Here is a 19557-nt window from a genome sequence, read left to right as displayed (position 1 = left end):
AACGGCCGAAGCCGCTAACCCGATTTGCATCGCGCTAGCCACTCCGACCGTAGCTCACTGTAGAAAAATGCTTCGTCGTCGATCTATCTTACTTGATGTTTTTCCGAAAAGGAAAACGAACTTGTTTGTCGTTGAACACGCAAACGTTTTCTGGCAGGCACCAAACTCATCGGCCGGGCACTGCACTAGCTGAACGGCACTGCACTAGTTGAACGGCACTGCACTAGTTGAACGGCACTGCACTAGCTGAACGGCACTGCACTAGTTGGCTGGTACCGCACTAGTTGGCTGGCACTGCACTAGTTGGCTGGTACCGCGCCGGGTGGCAACGGTTCTTCGCTGATGATTTTGTTTCCATCGGTATCGTACTTGTTCGCCGAATAGATTCCCGAATCGCCGCGAGGCACCCAAGATCCGCCGTCGAAGGCTTGTCCACCGTAGATTGAGCTGCCGATCACTTGCTCGCCCATGATGGGGTTACCGATGATTTGACCATCAATCGGCATGCCGTTAATGACGCCGCCATCGATCACTTGTCCGCCAGCGAGATAAGGATCGATCGATGCCGAACCGTAATTTCTGATGACAGGTCCATAGGACGAAGCATTGCCGCAGTTGCAAGAATTGGGCAGCGTTTCGATGCCGCAGCCTGCTTCCAATCCACAGCCCATTTCGCGACCGCAACCAGCTTCCATGCCACAGCCTAGCTGTGGACCGTAGCTGTTAGGTGTTGCCATCAGTCCGGGTGCGCAGGTTGTACCGGCCAATGGAGCCGCTTGCATCATCGGTGCCACAGGAACTTGTGTTTGGCGATTGAGCGGGTTGATTCGTTGTAACGGGCGTCGAAGGTTGCTGCACAACCCACAGCGTGCGCCGCGGCCAAAAAGAAAGTTCCGCATGCCACTGCAGCCGCTGGTGGTACACAGAAGCGTTACGGTTGCTACCACCGTTAAAATGCGTTTGTTCATCGAAGTTACCTTGACGTGCATAGTGAGATTATTCGGTGGCCCAGAGTACCAGGCCATACAAAATTAGGCCGTAAACAATGATGTGCAAACGCAACGTCGCTTTTTTTCTGCAACAATTCGTTGTCCCAAAGAAACACCCCTTCCCGCATATCTTTACAGATCAACTATGTTGACGACCTTGACCAGAACGATCGGTGCAATCGTTTGTATGCTCTCAAACGTCACGGGACCGTCGATCTACAACGAAGTTGAACCGACAGAGGCAACTGGCAGTCATCAGCTGGTTGACGAATCCCAACTTGCTTCGCCAATGGCGACGGTGGTCGGTACTGGTCGCAAACAGCCGCTGACCTACACCATCGCAGCAGACAACTCAGTGGGCACGAGTTGCGAGACCTCATTTCCGATTGTTTGCACCTCCGTCGAAGAAAATCATGCGGCTCATCCAACGTGCAACCTGTGCCAGCTGCCGCACGCGGTGATGCCAACCTGCAATACGATGTCCGATCAGGCCTGTTCCAAGCATCGATTCTGGGTCGTCAGTTCCCGACGACTAACATGGAATACATGCCAAGCTGATCTTGAGAAACCGGCGTTGTCGGTATCGCGACTGGCCTGCAATGGCATGACGCAACCTTCATCGATCAACGAATACTTGCAATCGATTCAGCCGAATCGCCGCGTCGTGTTTTATGTCCACGGCAATCGCACATCGGCTCCCAATGCAACACGTTACGGACTGAACTTTTTCCAACGAGTCCATAGCCAGTTAGATGACCGCCCAACCGATTGGGTGATTTTTAGCTGGCCGAGTGCACAGGCGGGCTATCTTCTGAAAGACGCTCGCGAAAAAGCATTCCGCACCGACGCTCAGGGACTGTACTTGGCGTGGCTGGTACGAAATCACGTTCAGCAATCGTCGTCCATCGCGATGGTCGGCTACAGCTTCGGTGCTCGAGTCGTTTCAGGTTCGCTGCATGCTCTGGGCGGTGGATCGCTGGGCAATCGCAGTTTAAATGAGCCGTATTTCCATGGCGCAGATATTTCAGCTGGACTAGTCGCTGCTGCTTTTGACGCGGACTGGATGCAACCTAATCGCTATCACGGCTACACCACTAAGAATCTGCGAACACTGACGTTGCTCTACAATCACCGCGACGTCGCACTTCGCAATCACTGGCGATTGTCGCGTGAACGATCCAGCGAGGCACTTGGTTTCAGCGGCCCGCGACGCTTCGGACTGCGGGTGGACGGGACGCGATTGCCGGTCAAAGCACTCAATTGCACCGCTTCAGTGCGTGCACGCCATGCGGAACGGTTCTACTATGATCGTGCCTGTAGCGCCGGTCGTCAGATGGCCAACTTGATCAACAACAGTCGCCCCCCCTGCCAACTTCAGCTAAAGACTCCCTCGCATGACGCCATCTGCGAAACCTCCCTTGTCCCCTAAACCCATTCAGTCCCTGGGCTGGATCAACGGCCAGTGGATCGAATCGTCCAAGTTGTCGTTACCGATCGATGACGCAGGGCTGCGGCAAGGCGTGATCGCGGTCGAGCGACTGCGGACGTACCACGGCAGACTTTTCCAGTCACCAACGCATCTCCAACGTTTCTTTGCCACCATCGAAACGCTGAGCATCAAGGTTGAACTTGGTGTCAAAGAGGTGGCGGAGTTGCTTTCGCAACTGTTGATTCGTAACCAGGCTTTGCTGGATCAAGATGGCGACATCGGAATCACAGTGCTTGCGACTCCCGGTTCGATCTCCCGCGGCAATTCGACCGCCACGCTTTTGATTCATCCCAATCAGATTGACCACCGTAAGCTGCGCTCGCGTCAACTCGGCGGCCAACCCGTGTGGATCAGTGACACAGTCCAGCCGCCCCCCACTAGTTGGTCGCGTCAGATCAAAGTGCGGAGCCGAGTCCACTATTACTTGGCCGACCAAGCGGCACGTGAACAGAACGAAAACGCCGTCGCGTTGTTAGTCGATCAAGATGGGAGCGTGACAGAAACCAGCATCGCCAATGTCGCGATCGTCCGCTCCAGCAAGATCTATTCGCCCGCCAAAGACCGCGTACTCAACGGCGTCACGCAGACGGTGATCGAATCCATCGCAAAAGAACTTGCAATCGATTGGCAATACGAAACGATCTCACCTGATCAAGTTCGTCAATGCGACGAACTTTTGTTAATGGGCACGGATGGTGGAATCTGGTGGGGCTGGGATGTCCAGCGAACCGGCAGCGTTCCTTCTGATCCCGGCCCAATATTCGTTCGCCTACGTCAACAACTTGACCAGTTCGTGACAAAGTAGCGCGCGTCAGACGTCTACGTTACGTTTACGACGAGTGCGGTTTTGCAAACGGCCCCCTCACGAACACTAGGTACGAAAGGTGTTTTCATGCCGATGCGGATGATGGAACGTTCGTATTAGTGGTGCGTGGCTGCGCCGCAGCCTACAATGTGCCTCTATTCCATCATCTTCTAATGATTAGAGGCACCTCATTCGTGAACCAAATTTCTCGCTGCGTCTCCCTGTGCTTGGCTTTTTCTGTCGCCATAGCGGTTGGTTGCAATGACAAAACAACGAGTTCGTCTGCCCCCAATGGAACACCGCGATTACGGATCGCAGTCGTCCCCAAAGGCACCAGCCACGAGTTTTGGAAATCCGTTCATTTTGGCGCGCTCAAGGCAGCGGATGAATTGGGCAACGTCGAAGTCATTTGGCGTGGGCCGGTGGTTGAAAGCGACACCGGCAGCCAGATCGAAGTGGTCAAGAACATGATCACGATGCAAGTCGACGGGATCGTGTTAGCCCCTAATCAGAAAGGCGGGCTGGTCGAAGCTGTTGATGAAGCGATCGCCGAGGGCATTCCGGTCGTCATTTTTGACAGTGGATTGGATGAGGGTCCTGAGATTGTGAGTTATGTCGCAACCGACAATTTCAAAGGTGGCCAAATGGCGGCGGATGAAATGGCGAAAGCGATCGGCGAAAAGGGCAACGTCATTCTTCTTCGCTACATGGCAGGCAGTGAAAGCACCGAGCAACGTGAAGAAGGATTTTTGGACCAGCTGAAACAATATCCCGACATCAAAGTCGTGTCTTCTGATCAACGCGGCGGTGACAACACAACGTCGTCAAAAGAGAAAGTCGATCAGCTGTTGCAGATTCATGGCGACGACTTGGCAGGCATCTTTGCTGTTTGCGAACCCAACGCGAACGGGACCTTGGAATCACTTCGCAACGCAGGCTTGAACAAGAAGGTCAAGTTCATTGCGTTTGACCCCAGCGATGCCTTGGTCGAAGCTCTGACGGACGGGTCCTGCAGCGGTATTGTTCTGCAGGATCCCGTGCAGATGGGATACCAAAGTGTCAAAACATTAGTCGCGGCGATTGGCGGGGAGTCGGCTGACAAATTCAAGTCCACGGGTGAGTATGTCGCGACACCGGAGAACATGACCGAAGACCGGTTCCAAGAGCTCCTGAATCCTGAGATCGCTGAGTAGGCGTCCGTGGAACCTGCAAGTACGAATCGCTCTCCAGCGTCAAACATTGAAACCGCATCAGGCGATGAAGATTCGCTTGCGCTTTTTCAAGTCCGCGGTATCAGCAAACGTTTCGGTCCGACGCGTGCTTTGGTGGACGTGTCATTGTCGGTTCAAGTAGGCGAGGTGCTGGCGTTAATTGGTGAAAATGGTGCGGGCAAAAGCACGTTGCTGAAAACACTTAGTGGCGCGCACTTTGCCGACGCTGGCGAAATGTTTATCGGCGGGCAAAGTTATCGCCCCAAAGGTCCCAGCGATGCGCGGCAGCGCGGTGTCGCGATGATCTACCAAGAACTGAATCTTGCTCCCGACCTAAGCGTCGAAGACAACATTCTGCTTGGTCAAAAGGGAACAGGCGGCGGGTTGTTGATGCGGTCACGTCAGCGCGATGTCGTCCGGCAGGCACTGGATTCGGTTGGGCTGGAGCACTTGGATCCACAGTCCGTCGTCGGTGATCAGTCTGTCGCCACGCAGCAGTTGATTGAGATCGCGCGTGCACTGGCGGCCAACGCAAAGATCATTCTGTTTGACGAACCCACCAGTTCTCTGCCACAAAAGGATGTCGCGCGACTGTTTGAAATCGTCCGTGGTCTTCAGGCCAGTGGCATCGGCATCATCTACATCAGCCACTTTCTGGAAGAAGTACGCGAAGTCGCTGATACGTACAGCGTGCTGCGAGACGGACACAACGTCGGTTGCGGACGCATTGACGAAATCAGTGACGACCAGATCGTTTCGCTCATGGTCGGCCGGGACGTAAACGACCTCTACCCTCACGTCCCGCACACCCCCGGTTTGGCTTGGGTGCAAGCCGAAGGAATAATGGGAACGCCGTACCCGCAGAATGTTTCGTTGTCTCTCAGACGCGGCGAGATCTTTGGCATTGCCGGTTTGGTCGGTGCCGGACGGACGGAACTAGTCCGCAGCTTGTTTGCACTGGACCACCTTGATGCCGGCATCGTAACGGTCGACGGAACCATCGTGCCCCACAAAGTCCGGGCTCGAATGAATGCCGGCTTCGGTTTGCTGTCGGAGAATCGAAAGACAGAAGGACTAGCTCAAGATTTGTCTCTCACCGAAAACATCACGATGGGTTCGCTGGAAAATTACACCGAACTGGGTTTGATCAATTTGGTTAAGCGCCAGCGAGTTGCGTCGGATCTGATGACGAAGATGGAAGTCAAAGCTCATTCGAGTTCGCAGCTGGTATCAGAATTATCGGGCGGCAACCAACAGAAGGTCGCGATCGCCCGGATCTTGCATCAGCAAGCAGAGATTCTGTTGATGGATGAACCCACCAAAGGGATTGACGTCGGCACCAAGGCAGAGATCTATCGGATAATGGGAACATTGGCAGCCGAAGGCAAAACGATCGTCTTTGTGAGTTCCTATTTGCCGGAACTATTGTCGGTCTGTGACCGCATTGGCGTGATGAATCGGGGCGAGTTGCGTGAAGTGCGTGATGTCGCCGACTGGACGGAAGAAACCGTGATGGCGACCGCAATCGCTATTGATGACACAACTAACGAAGAGTAGCTGCCCGATGGCGGACGCAAATCCCAACTGGATCAAACGACTTTTTACATCTCAACTAGGCCCGGTTTTTGCCTTGGTGGTGATCGTCGTGTTCTTTTCGATTGCAGAGTCGATCTTGGCCAGCGGAGTGTTTACTTCAACACGCAACCTGCGCGTCATCATGAGCTCCGCCGCGCTGATCGCAGTTCCTGCCTTGGGCATGACCATTATCATCATTGCGGCTGGCATCGATTTGTCTGCAGGCACAACGTTGACTCTGTGCGGCACGGTCTTCGCCCTACAATTGCAAAACTCACCTGTTCCAGCGAGCGATCCCGCCTTTGTCGGCACAATGCTGTGGGCGTTGCTGCTGACAGTGTTGACTGGATGCGCGTGTGGATTTTTGAACGGCCTGTTGATAAGCGCGACGCGAGTGGTCCCCTTCATCGTCACGCTTGGCACGATGACGATTTTTCTGGGGATCGGGCAAATCATCGCGGGCGAGTCGACTGTCTACGCGCCCAAGGAGAATATTCCCCAGTGGCTGAGCCTCTGTTTCACCGGCTCTCAACCTGACAAGTATTTGATCCCGGGTGTATTGATTCCTACCAGTGTGATCATCGCGGTCGTATTGGCGATCGCGGTTGGTCTGCTGTTGCGATACACGGTGTTTGGTCGCAACGTTTTTGCCATTGGATCGAGCGAGTCGACGGCTAGGCTTTGCGGGATCAATGTGCCCGTGATGACCGTCGCGGTTTACACGCTGGCCGGGTTCTTTGTCGCGATTGGGGGACTTCTGTATTTTGCCGATGTCAAAAACGGCAATCCGACGGATGGAACCGGAAAAGAACTCGAAATCATCGCTGCTGTTGTGCTTGGCGGCGGTAGCCTGACCGGCGGACGCGGTTCGATTCTGGGAACGATTGTCGGAGCGTTAATCATCACCGTCATCCGCAACGGGTGCACGCTGCTTTCGATACCGAATACTTACACGCACATCATCATCGGCTGCATCATCATCGCCGCGGTCATTGTCGATCAGTTGCGACATGGTTCACCCGAGTGGTTCTTTCGTTTGCTGCCAGCGCGTGAGGGTCGTTGACGTCACATTGCCCCTGACGCGGACTTGTTGCCCAGAGCGGTGAAGAACCAGAGCGGTGAAGAACCAGAGCGGTGAAGAACCAGAGCGGTGACAAAACCTGGGCGGTGAAGCAACCTGCGGCGCTGGCGACGTACCACCACGCATCCTACAATGGCGGCCCCATTCGCCCCATTCGTCGAACCACTCTGAACCCTTTCCTCTGCGCCCCATAGCGATTCATCATGAAAACCACTCTTGCTCTGTTCACTTGCTTGCTGGTTTCGGCAGTCGCAAATGCGAAAACTCCAACGGCTGAAAGTTTTGGAAAGACCAAAGACGGCACCTCCGTCGAACTGTACACGATTCAGGCCGAATCGGGCATCGTCGCCAAGGTCATGACGCGTGGTGCCACACTGGTCGGACTGGACGTGCCAGACAAAGAGGGCGACATGGCGGACGTGCTGCTTGGGTTCGATGATGTATCCGGCTACGAAAGTGACGACAACCAGTACTTTGGCTGCACCGCCGGGCGAGTTTGCAATCGCATCGCAAAAGGTAAATTCACGCTCGACGGCAAAGAATATTCGCTGGCCATTAACAATGAACCCAACCATCTGCACGGGGGTGTTGAGCGAAGCCTAGACAAAGTGGTTTGGGATGCCAAACCTTTCTCCAACGACAAGGGCAGTGGCGTGACGTTTTCGTACACCAGTCCCGATGGCGAAGAAGGTTACCCTGGCAATCTGAAAGCGACCGTGCGTTACTTCGTCGCTGCGAAAGGCCATCGACTTTCGATTTCCTATTCAGCGACCACGGACAAAGCGACACCTGTGAACTTGACGAATCACGCGTACTTTAATTTGAGTGGCGAAGGCAGCGAAACCGTTTTGGATCATGTCTTGATGATCAATGCAGATCGCTTCACTCCCGTGGATGACACCTTGATTCCGACTGGCGAGATCAAACCGGTCGAGGGTACGGAACTGGATTTCCGCAAGCACAAAAAGATCGGTGCCCGGATCGATTCACTAACCGACACGGCAGCGATTGGATACGATCACAACTTTGTGCTCAACGAGCCAAAGGAAACAGGCAAGCCACGATTCGCGGCCGTGCTAAAGGATCCCAAATCAGGTCGCGCGGTGCGCATTTCGACCAGCGAGATTGGGATTCAGTTTTACAGCGGTAATTTTCTGAAGGGACAAAAGGGAAAAGGCGGCAAAGCGTATCCACATCGCAGTGCCGTTTGCTTGGAGACACAGCATTTCCCCGACAGCGTGAATCACGAGCAGTTTCCGTCCACAATTTTGAAGCCGGGCGAAACTTACCAGTCCACCACGCACTTGATGTTTCCGACCGCTGTTCCGGTCGGTGAAGCAAAACCGGCAAGCGAAGCAAAGTAGCCGGATAGTTGGCTCAGACTTAGGCACGACACGCTCGACCAGCCATGTTTTCCGTGGCTTTGTGAATCTGCGGCCTGCTAGTTCGACAGGCCTCTAAATTCGCTGGCCTGCAAAACACACTTTTGCTATCCCTCTCCTTGATGCTTGTTTTCATGAACACTGATCAATCGAATTTTTTTGACTCCGTCTGCAAGCAGGCACGACGGGCCGCACTTTTGCAATCGGCGGCCGAGACATTGGAGTGGGACGAACGAACCGGCATGCCACCCAAGGCAAGCGAGTACCGTGCCCAGCAGATTTCGACGCTCAATGCCATGGTTCACGAACTGAGGACCGACGAGACGTATGGAGAGAATCTGGAATCTCTTTCGCAGCAGATCGATACGTCCCAGCCAAACGACATCGCAGCGACTGTTCGTGGACTGACTCGTGACTGGCGACGCAATCGAAAACTGCCGACCGATTTGGTCAAACGAATTTCGACCGCGCGGGTGCGCGGCCAACAGGTGTGGGACGAATCGCGGCGCGCTGACGATTTTGCAATTTTTGCTCCCGTGCTGAAAGAAATGGTTTCACTGCAACGTGAATCAGGCGATCGGATGGCAGAAGGAACCGATCGAGATGCTTACGGTGCTTTGCTGGACACGTACGAACCCGATGCCAAAACAGCTGAACTGCAGCAAGTGTTTGATGAATTACGAACACCGCTTGTGCAGTTGATTGCGGAGATCCGCGATGCTCCGCGGCAACCGAAAATAGAGATCCTGGAACGTGATTTTCCGGTCGATGCACAGAAGCGGTTTAGTCGCTGGGTCGCGGAGCAAATTGGTTTTGATTTTCAACGTGGCCGACTGGATGAAACATCGCATCCTTTCTGCACGACGCTGGGACCTCATGACTGCCGAATTCTTTCGCGTTACGAGTCCAATTGGTTGCCTGGTGGATTGTTCGGCACGATGCACGAAGCCGGCCATGGCATGTACGAACAAGGTTTGCGCACCGACGACTGGTTCGGCTTGCCGCCAGGCAGCTACGGGTCATTGGGAATCCACGAATCGCAATCACGGCTGTGGGAAAATCAGATTGGTCGCAGTAGGTCGTTTTGGCGGTGGCTCTACCCTCATGCTCAGAATTACTTTTCCAGCTCGCTGTCGGGTGTTGATCCGGAGGATTTCTTCTTTGCGATCAACACGATTCGTCCCAGCTTGATTCGGGTCGAAGCGGACGAAGCGACGTACAACCTTCACATCCTGATTCGCTTTGATCTGGAGCAAGCTCTGATCAATGGAACGCTTTCGGTGGCCGACCTTCCCGAGGCCTGGAACGAACGATATCGAAGTGATCTCGGGATCACTCCACCATCGGACGCCGACGGAGTGCTGCAGGATGTTCATTGGAGCGCGGGACTGTTTGGTTATTTCCCCACGTACACTTTGGGAAATGTCATCAGCGCCCAGTTGCATGATGCCGCCGCTGAACAACTTGGCGATTTGGACGCGATGTTCGCCCAAGGGAATTTCCAGCCCCTGCTGCAATGGCTCCGCGAAAACGTCCACACCCACGGTCAATGCCTGAGCCAGACAGATTTGGTCAAGCAAACGACCGGGGCGTCGTTGTCAGCGACATCACTGATCGAGTACTTGCGATCCAAGCTTCGGCCACTGTACGGCCTGACGGGATGATCGACTGGTTGGGCTGTAACGGCAAAACGAGGTATTTGACGGTATCCGAAGGCGTTTGACGGGTCGCTTTGGCCTAATATTTTTCATTTCAGTGGTTACAATCAAGTGCCCTGTTTAAGTCGAAAACGGTGTGATGCCGTTCCGTCCGTTAGGTGTAGATCCATGATTGTTGCTCATTGTCCGCGGTGCGCCGAAGCGATTCGCGTCCCGTCCGCCCAGTTGCCAGACGACGCCTACGCACAGTGCCCACTGTGCCGCGAAACCTTTGCTGCAGCAGAATTGCTGGACCGGCTGCCACCGATGGTGCAGTTTATCGGCGCCGATGGCGAACCCATGCAAATTCAGGAACACGCAGTCGCGGCACTGCACGGCGAAGCGTCCATCGCATCGGATGACGAGATTGGAGAGATCCAAGACGTCGACCAAGGCGGTCTATTTACCGACGCGGCCGGATCCGTCGCCGCGGCCGGTGGCGCACTCGCCGCTGGCACACTTGCTGCCGGGGCCGCCGCATTGGGACTGTCGCAAGTCGACGCGGAGGACGATGTCGAAGAGCTCAATGAGATCGAAGAGTATCTCGAGAACGACGACGACGTCACGGAAGAGGATGGCACGGACAATGATTCCGTTAACGAAAAAACACTCGACGCACACTCTCTTAATGAGACGCTTGATGACGACGACGTCGAGCAGTACTTGGATGAAGTCGCCGCGGTGGACGAAGACTCTGCCGAAGAAACGTCTACCGAATCGACCACGCTGATGGATACGATGACCGAAGAAGACGGGGCGTATGCTGCCGCGTCCTCGGGCGAGGAAGTCGATGTCGAAGAAGAAGTCCAACAGTTCCTGGCAGACGACGAGACGATCGAATTTGAATCGCATGCCCCTGAAGAACAATTCTCTGACGAACCTGCTTCCCAAGAGAGCGGCTTGGTAGTCGAAGATGTCGACTTGGAGGAACATGAGTTCAACCCAAGCGAGATCGTAACAAGCGATGGCGCGGGCGCAGCGGCTCCGGCAATGCCGATGAAAGTTCGTTCGCGTCCGCCTATAAAACGCAAAAAAGCGTCACCGCTTAAAACGCTCGCCAGTATCGCTTTGGGACCGCTTCTGGCTCTACCGCTCGCGGGCGGCGTCCTGCTTGCAATTGGCAAAGCCCCGGACCTAGGCTTTTGGCCGTTTCTGGGAAATTCAAATACAAACTCCGGTACGATGGCCGCCGCTCCCGTTGGTACCAGTGGCCCAGCGGCGACGACGCAGCGTAGCGATTCCTTTGGCGAATCAACCGACTTGGTTCCCGCGGACAGTCCGCTGGGACAGTTTGTTGCCGACAATGCAGCGACTGATGGCAACGACAGCTCCGCGGCAACCGCTGGTAACGAGCAAGTCCCTGCGGATGACTCCACTGGTGAAAATTCGACAAGCGATGCGTCGTCGTTTTCGATGCCTGCGAACAATCCCTCAACCGCATCCGACGTAACAGACGATTTGCCGGCCGCAACCAATGCTGCCACCACGGATTCGACCACACCCGATTCGTCTGCCGGTTTCTCGGATCCGTTTGGGCGCCCCTCCCCGACCACGGAAGATGTTGCAGCTCCCCAGGCAAACAAGATGCCAGAGGCCGTGACCCCAGATCCGGCCGTGCCAGAACCAACAGAGATCGCAACACCCAAGCCAAAAGATCCGGACTTTACTGACTTCAGCAAGCAAGCAGCCAGCCGCGACGATCTGGACAGCGTGTTTGGCATGACAGACAGCCCCAAAGCATCCAGTAACAAAGCTGCGATCGACGATCCTTTCGGCGACGGCGACTCTACTGCGTCATCGAAAACCAACCGTTCCGATCTGCCGTCCATGCCCAGTGGACTGCCTGCACTGGGGGGATCCGACGATTCGCCGTTCGGCGAGGGCGTGACCCTGGATGGCCCGGCGGAAACGGATTCGCCGGAGCTAATCGATGCGACAAAGAAGGCTTCCCAGGCGATGCTGACCTTACTTAAAAAGCGGGCTGCGGGCACCGATCAGCGACGTGACTTGGGCACCGCCTACGCCCGAATTTGTCCCGTCGGCGCGATCGAAGCCAATTCGAATAGTGTTTCGCTGCGAAACCTGCTGGCCGAGATCGGCGATTCAACGCTTCTGGATGAATTCGCTGGCGACCCTCCCGTCGTCTGGCTGGGATTATCCAAACGCCCCACCGACGGAATCCTGTTGATCGGAACCATGAGCGGCACCAAGACTGCCCCTCAGGTAACTTTATCCGATGGCTCAGCCGTTTCCATTACGATCGCGGACGCCAACCGAATTCCTGCAACGGGCATGAAAGTGATTGGCATCGGAAAAATCGTTTCACAAGACACCGTCGCGTTGAACGCCATTTTTTCGATCAAATAGGCGCGCCATCGAACCATCTTTTTCCAGCCTCATTCTTACACCAAGTATTTTGTTAGCCCCTAACATGACGAAGTATGTCTGATCTGGAACGAGCGATAGAAATTGCGGTCACAGCCCACAAAGGCCAAACCCGCAAAGATGGTTCTCCCTACGTCTTGCACCCGCTGCGTCTGATGATGGCGGTCGGCTCGGATGCCGAAAAAATCGTGGCCGTTCTCCACGACGTCGTGGAAGACACGCCTTTTACATTTGATCAGCTACGTTCAGAAGGATTCGCGGACGATGTGCTTGATGCACTGCATTTAGTCACGCACGATTTAGAGCAATCGTATACCGATTACATCTCAGCGATCGCTAAGAACCCAATCGCTCGGGCCGTCAAAATGGCTGACCTTCGGGACAACAGCAACTTGTTCGAGATACCAGACTTGCGGCCCAAAGATCTGGAACGAATGCAAAAGTACCACGCAGCCCACAAGCTTTTGACCGAAGCATCGTTTTCGTGATACGAAAGTGTGAGACAATCTTACAACGCACGCGTCGCCGGGCCTGCGTGTGCGATGGAATGTTTCGATTCCCTTCCAGCCCGGCGCCCCAAGATGTTTTTGGCGATGCCTGTATCTTGCTTGCCTAGCCTATTTGCGACGCTAACTATGTGGTGCTGTGATGTCTGACTTGACCAAACGCGACCTTGATTCGGAATCCAGTGACGGCGACGGTTCGTCATTGATCGACACGTTGGCTTATGGATTGACACTGCCAGAGCGAACGGCTCGCAGCGTTTCTGCCGTCATTGGCGGGCTGGTCAACGAAACCGCCGCGCGTTTGATTCCCACTGCGTTTCGATCTTCACGAAGCTACAGTGTTTTTGTTCAGCAGGCGCTGGACATGATGGTGCACGACGTTGGCGGTGTAAAATCGACGGCCGACGCCCAGGCTCCTACGGAACAGGAATCGCAACTTGCTCAGAAAGCAGTCGGCGGGCTATTGGATGTCGCTGGTGCGGCGACATTGCACTTGTCTCCGATGACAGTGCTGGCGGTTTTCAGCGACGTGGCGTACGGTTCAAGCCACTATCTAAAAAAGCTAAGCGACGAACTGAAACGCGAAGGCATTATTGATTCCGATTCAAGCATCGACCGGGTTTCGGACCTCGTCGACGCATTGCAAAAGACCAGCCAGCGCGCTGCCGATGCCATGGACACGCCGCCGGTGAGTATCGAAGGGCTGCGCAAAACGATCAGCCAATTGTCTCTGGAAGCCAGTCAAGTCGACCCACGCAACCTGTTGCCGCAGAGCGAAGTCGAACGACTGTGGACCGAGATGGAATCCGCTGCATCGGACGCCAACGTGGGACTGTGGGATGTCAGCACGACCATGACCATGTACGCCATGAACCGCGTTACGCTGACCACACGCGGTGCCCTGTCGACTGTCACGGTTGCTAGCGGTTTGTTCGACGAACACATTATCGCGCACTACCGCGATGCGTTGGACAAGATCTCGGACGACGGCCTTTATGCGACGCTTTCGACCGCATCGACTCCATACTTAGAAGCAGTCTGGCACAACTTTGACGAGAATCGCGAGACCTGGACTGAGGAATTGATCACAGGTCGTTTGATCGGCAAAGCATGGCAAGGAGTCCGAGGCTGGTTTGGCAGTGACGACGAACCATCCGCGTAGCGCTCGGACGTCGCTTTACTGACTGCTCAAGCTGAGCATTTGGGCCACATGTTCGCACCAGACGCTCGAACCACTACGCCGCTTCGTCGTAGTAGCCCGGATCGTCTTTGCCGTCACCGTCCCAGTCGCCCACGATCGGCTGGCTGTCCGCGTCTTGGCGTGGAACTTGGAATTGCAAATCGTTGCCAGTGATTTTCCGATCGCCATCGGTATCAACGATCCAGGTGTCGCCGCGGATCACACCGATTTCATCGATGCCGTCGCCATTAAAATCACCGACGATCGGTTCATCACCGGATTTACCATAGGTCGATTTATCGTCTTTGTCGGTCCATCGACCATCGCCGTCCGTATCAAGTAGCCAGACACCCCCGCGGAAGACGGCGATCTGGTCAATGCCGTCGCCGTTCCAGTCACCCGCCATTGGCGTGTCGACTTGTTCTCCGTACTGAAATACGTGGTCAACCGCGTCCGCCCGCAGGTTACCTTCGGTTCCGCGACGCAATAGACGCTCTCGATCTTCCCCCCGGTCTTCGCCTCGATTGGCGAGCGTTCGATTGTCGATATCGCGGCGACGAGTGTTGTCGGGATCCGGTAGCCCCGGGTCTCGCTTGATCCGCTGCGCGTCGCGTTGCCATTGCCGTCCAAAGATCGCGATGTCGTCTTTACCGTCGCCGTCCCAGTCGCCTACGACCGGGCGGTCCAATCGCGTGCCCAGCTGAATCCAAAGGTCACCGGCGTCCCAAACGCCGTTTCCATTGAGATCGACGAACCATTGTCCACCGGCATAGACCGCGGCTTCATCGGTGCCGTCACCATCGAAGTCACCTGTCAAAGCGGTCGAGTCCTCTTCGCCCAACGTCATCAATTCGCTGGCATCGATGCGCTCGCCATCGACCGTCATCAACGTCCATCGCCCCGTGACATGTTCGCCTTCGTCCCAGTTCTGTTGCATCCGATTAGCACTGACGCCGTTGATCAGTCCGTCCACACCTTCGGTTCCTCGCGGGAACCCGCCGTTGATCACACTGAGGTGCCAACTGACTGCCCATTCGTCGTAAGCCGTCAGCGGACTACTGGCCTTTTCTGGATTGGCAAACGCAACCACGCGAATCCGCGGATCGAACGTTTCGATGGGAGCCAGCGGGCGATCGGGCGTCTCTTTGTCCTGGGGCAAGAAATCGGTCGGCGGATCAACTGGTACGACAATGATCTCGCTGAAATTATTCAGCTGGCTGCTACCACCTGCGAGAACATTGATGCTAAGAATCGCATCATCACGCGGATTCGTCGCCTCGTTCAGTGCCAAGGTTTGAATCACAATTTTGTCGCTATCGCCCAGCGAATCAGCCGGGTTCACTGCCAATCCACCCCGCGTGCCTGGCGTGTCCAGACTATCAATGTACTCTTCCGGCTGAACTTCGTAGACGTGATACGCACCCGGTCGCAGTCCAGTGAATTCATAGAATCCATCCGCGTCGGTCGTCACTCGTATCGGGCCATCTGGATACTCGCCCGGCAACGCATTGGACGCATCAAACGGCAGCCCGATAATGGTCCGCAGTTCCAACTGAACACCTTCGATGGGAACATCGTCCGGTGTGCGTTCACCATCGCGAAACTCCCGTAGCGTTTCGGGACTGGGTGCCTCATTTAGTTGCAGCGGTCTACCATCCTGAAAGACGTAGCCAGAGATCGACGCCGGCGGAACTTCGGGAAAGTCATAGTCAGTAGCTTGAACGCCGCCTTCCAAAACGATGCCAACTAGCAAGTCATCATCGCCCACTTCTCCGCCGACGGAACCGACAATTTCGCCGCCGTGGAAAAGTCCGCTCGGTTGCGTTTCGCGAATCGAATAGCCCCCCGGGGCAATTGCAACAAAATTGTAATCGCCAGACGCATCGGTACGAGTGGTTTGAATGACTTCACCGGAATTGCCTATCAGTTCGATCAGCACACCGGGGATCGGGATCTCGCCAGGGCTAAACTCTTGATTCAGATCGGTCTCCTGCCACACCGAACCCGAAATGCTTGCGGGCGGCAATTCACAGAAATCGTAATTGACCAGATCGCTGCCTGCGGTCAATTCAAACCCAAGATGATCATCCCCCAAGACTTCTCCGCCGCCGCTGCCCAGCATTTGCCCACCTTGGAAGTATCCGTTCGGCTGTTGCTCGAAGACTGAATAATCCCCTGGCGCAAGATTGTCAAACTGGTACTGACCATCCGCGTCGGTCACTTGCGTTGCAACCAAGTTGCCCGATGCGTCGCGTAGTTCGATCGTGACGCCCGCCAAAGGTGGTTCATCAGCGTCACGGACGCAGTCGCCGTCGGAATCAACGTAAACGTAGCCACCAATGCTGGCCGGTTCGACTTCGCAGAAGTTGTATTGCGTTAGGCGTTCGCCCCAACCAATCGGGATCTTCGAGATCACGTCTTGAACCGAGGTATCGCCACCTTTGCTGCCAGCGACTTGACCGCCTTGCAACCAGCCGGCGGGCTGAGTTTCGCGAACGGTGTAGCTGCCCGCTCTCAAACTGGTAAACCGATAGCCGCCGGTTGCATCCGTGGTCGTCGACGCGACCAGTGTTCCCGCGTCGTCAAAAAGTTCGACCGTGACGCCGGAAATACCAACCTCATGAGCTTCAAAAAGACAGTCGCCATCGGTATCGGCAAACACGCTCCCAATGATTTCGGCGGGTGGATTTTCGCAGAAATTGTAGTCCACCGCGACTTCACCCGAAGTCAGCGTCACTTGGCCGATGCGATTGGCGTTTTCAACGACACCGCCCACGGAACCTGTAACGGCTCCTCCATCAAAGTAACCTTGCGGTTGTTCTTCAATGACGGTGTACTCGCCCGGTGCGATGTTCTCAAACGTATATCGTCCGGATGCGTCAGTGGTCGTCTGAGCGACTTCGATACCTGCCGCATCGATCAATCGAATCACGACGTCCGACAAAACTTCTTCGTCGGGATCCAGTTCACAGTCGTCATCCAGATCGACGTGGACTTGGCCAGAGAGCGTCGCGCCCAATAGTTCGCCAAAGTTGTATTCGATGCCCGTTTGCCCCTGGCGAATATCGATCTGGCGAAGCGAATCGCCATCGGTGCCACTCTGGCCTACTCTTTGTCCGCTGATCGTCCCCGGCGTATCCATTCCATCGTAGTACCCGGCTGGGTGCGTTTCGATGATCGAATACTGCCCCGGTACGATGTCGGCAAATTCGTATTGCCCTTGGCTGTTGGTCGTGGCCGTTGCGACCACATTATTGTTGTTATCGACAAGCGTCACCGTCACTCCGGCAATGCCGACTTCTCCGGCGTCACGCACCCCATCGTCGGAATCATCCTGATAGACGTTTCCGCTAATCGTTGCAGGTGCCGCTTCGCAGAAATTGTACTCCGTTCCGATGCCACCCGGCACAAGTCCGATGCTCTGGATCAGCCCGCCATCGACCGAATCGCCCACGCGAATGTTATTGATTCGGCCCACATGCGAACTTCCGTCCAGCAGTCCATCGGGCGTAAATTCGACCACGCGGTAGTTGCCACGCGGTACGTCATCGAACAAGTAGCCGCCGTCTGCCGCGGTGGTTGCTTGGCTGATCGTGATCCCATCGGAAGTTTGCAACTCGACGCGGACGCCAGACAGCGGCGTACTGCCGTCACTATCGTGATCGCCTGTGCAATCTTCGCCCGGCGCGGCCAAGTAGACAAAACCGGCAATCGATCCGAGAGCCAATTCGCCGAAATTGTATTCGATTCCGTCGTCGCCGCCATGCAAATCGATTCCGTGCAACCGATCGCCGGGGTTGTCCGCGACTCCCACGATGGAGCCGCCGACGGTTCCTGCTGTGTCTTTACCGTCCGTCAAGTTAGCTGGTTGATTGACTTCGATGACTTCGTATTGTCCCGGTGCTAAGCCCGTGAAAGAGTACGAACCATCTGCGGATGTCGTTACCGTCAAAGTCGACTGAGGCGCGATCGTATCAATAGGCACCAACTGCACGGTGACGCCACCGATGCCTGTTTCACCGGCGTCGCGGCGTCCATCGTCATTGTCGTCTTGGTAGACAAAACCGCGAATCGAAGCCGGCTGGGCTTCGGCAAAGTCATAGTTGACTGCGGATTGATCACCCAGCGGAATGATAATGTTGGTCAGGAGATCGACCGTTTCGGCTTGGCCAACCGGTGTCCCATCGACTTCGCCTGGCACGGCACCCACGCTGAACAGGCCAGCTGGTTGCGTTTGCGAAACCTGATACTGGCCCGGAGCCAGCGCTAGCAGTTTGGAAAATTCGTACTTGCCTTGTGCGTTGGTGGTTGCCCGATGGCCGGTATCGACAAAACTCCCCGTCGATTCCTGCAACTGCCACAACGACACTTCGATATTACTTAAGAGCGGCTCGCCAAACTCGCGAACCAAATCCAAATCGTTGTCCAGCCAGACGTGACCGGAGATCGAAATCGGCTTGGGCACCTGCTGCACAGTGCCGATGGCTGCCGCAGAACGATTGGCGCGGCTGTCGATGTCGTCGCCTTCGTCGGGCGGCAAATTCAATCCGTGCGATACACTCGGTGAACCATAGTCGTTTTCGAAAATCGCATCGGCGGTGGTCGCTTCGTAGTGTGGCGCGACGAAGCTGGCATCCAAGATCGAATCCTGGAATTCCTGTCCCGACGTGATGACGTCCAGCCGATTGTTGAAGACTGCCAGATCGATCGCGTTTCGCAGCACTTCGTCAACATCGAGGGTAAACTCCAACCTGTCTCCGGCTCGAAAGTTTGACAGACGCAGCACCAGTTCTTGGCCTCCGTCTTCGACCTCGGCCGTCGCATCGACGGCACGTCCATCGCCGCCGGCGATTCGGACAATCTGAAATCCGTGCGACAAGTCTTTTCCGCGGCCGCCGGGAGCCGTGTCGTAGATCGGATCACCAACCGAAATGCCGTCGCCATCTTTGTCCGTCGTAATCCGCAGCTCGGTCAGTTCGGTTTCGGGTGCACCGCCCGTAAAGGAAACGATGAACCGGTCGCCCTGCGAATCGCCCCCGACGTCTTGGTCGGTTTCCAGATAATCGGTTTCCAGATAGACCACGCCGACATGAATCGGATCCGCTGCCAGCAGCTGGCGAGCTTCCAATTTTTCGGGCGTCATCCGTCGGCGCATAGCAGCTTGCGAGCCCACGCGTTTGCGGGAACGATTCGGTCGACGTGTTCGGTTTTCTTTTCGGATCACGCTTCGGCACCTCCGTGTGCCGTGGTGGAATGC

Annotated in this window: 12 protein-coding genes; 10 read left to right on the top strand and 2 right to left on the bottom strand. The window is 55.5% G+C overall.

From position 1 onward, the window contains the following. Positions 1–299: 299 nt before the first annotated feature. The gene (locus K239x_RS11585) at positions 300–968 is read right to left on the bottom strand and encodes a hypothetical protein (RefSeq protein WP_145418076.1); all 669 of its coding nucleotides are present in this window, start codon (positions 966–968) and stop codon (positions 300–302) included. A 166-nt stretch (positions 969–1134) separates the two neighbouring features. Here K239x_RS11585 and K239x_RS11580 point away from each other — a divergent pair, with 166 nt between their 5' ends. From K239x_RS11580 to K239x_RS11535, 10 genes are all read left to right on the top strand, one after another. Then, positions 1135–2418 (top strand): alpha/beta hydrolase, encoded by a 1284-nt coding sequence (locus K239x_RS11580; RefSeq protein ID WP_145418074.1) that lies wholly within the window; start codon positions 1135–1137, stop codon positions 2416–2418. Further along, positions 2408–3283: an aminotransferase class IV gene (locus tag K239x_RS11575; protein ID WP_419189949.1), complete on the top strand. Its 876-nt coding sequence runs from the start codon at positions 2408–2410 to the stop codon at positions 3281–3283. Before K239x_RS11580 ends, K239x_RS11575 begins: the two co-directional genes overlap by 11 nt. Positions 3284–3477: 194 nt before the next feature. Next, the gene (locus tag K239x_RS11570) at positions 3478–4476 is read left to right on the top strand and encodes an ABC transporter substrate-binding protein (RefSeq protein ID WP_419189948.1); all 999 of its coding nucleotides are present in this window, start codon (positions 3478–3480) and stop codon (positions 4474–4476) included. 6 nt (positions 4477–4482) lie between these two features. Then, on the top strand, positions 4483–6051 hold the full coding sequence (locus K239x_RS11565) for a sugar ABC transporter ATP-binding protein (protein WP_419189947.1): 1569 nt from the start codon (positions 4483–4485) through the stop codon (positions 6049–6051). After that, on the top strand, positions 6029–7132 hold the full coding sequence (locus K239x_RS11560; protein WP_419189946.1) for an ABC transporter permease: 1104 nt from the start codon (positions 6029–6031) through the stop codon (positions 7130–7132). The genes K239x_RS11565 and K239x_RS11560 overlap by 23 nt, the downstream gene beginning before the upstream one ends. Before the next feature lie 221 nt (positions 7133–7353). Beyond that, complete coding sequence (locus K239x_RS11555) at positions 7354–8514, top strand: aldose epimerase family protein (RefSeq protein ID WP_145418068.1); 1161 nt, start codon at positions 7354–7356, stop codon at positions 8512–8514. A gap of 152 nt (positions 8515–8666) precedes the next feature. After that, on the top strand, positions 8667–10196 hold the full coding sequence (locus K239x_RS11550; protein ID WP_145418066.1) for a carboxypeptidase M32: 1530 nt from the start codon (positions 8667–8669) through the stop codon (positions 10194–10196). A 162-nt stretch (positions 10197–10358) separates the two neighbouring features. Continuing rightward, positions 10359–12596, top strand: a complete 2238-nt coding sequence (locus K239x_RS11545) for a hypothetical protein (RefSeq protein ID WP_145418064.1) — start codon at positions 10359–10361, stop codon at positions 12594–12596. Between the two features lie 74 nt (positions 12597–12670). Further along, entirely contained in the window at positions 12671–13102 is a 432-nt protein-coding gene (locus K239x_RS11540) for an HD domain-containing protein (RefSeq protein ID WP_145418062.1), read from the top strand. Positions 13103–13262: 160 nt separating this feature from the next. Then, positions 13263–14282: a hypothetical protein gene (locus K239x_RS11535; protein WP_145418060.1), complete on the top strand. Its 1020-nt coding sequence runs from the start codon at positions 13263–13265 to the stop codon at positions 14280–14282. Positions 14283–14355: 73 nt separating this feature from the next. On the opposite strand, the gene K239x_RS11530 is transcribed toward K239x_RS11535, so the two are convergent. Further along, positions 14356–19443 carry an SdrD B-like domain-containing protein gene (locus K239x_RS11530; RefSeq protein WP_145418058.1) on the bottom strand — a complete coding sequence of 1696 codons (5088 nt, stop codon included), beginning with the start codon at positions 19441–19443 and terminating at the stop codon, positions 14356–14358. Positions 19444–19557 lie beyond the last annotated feature (114 nt).

The organism is Stieleria marina (assembly GCA_007741555.1).
Classification (GTDB): Bacteria; Planctomycetota; Planctomycetia; order Pirellulales; family Pirellulaceae; genus K23-9.
The sequence above is the reverse complement of the archived record's forward strand: the minus strand, read 5'-3'. Positions and strand labels throughout refer to the sequence as shown.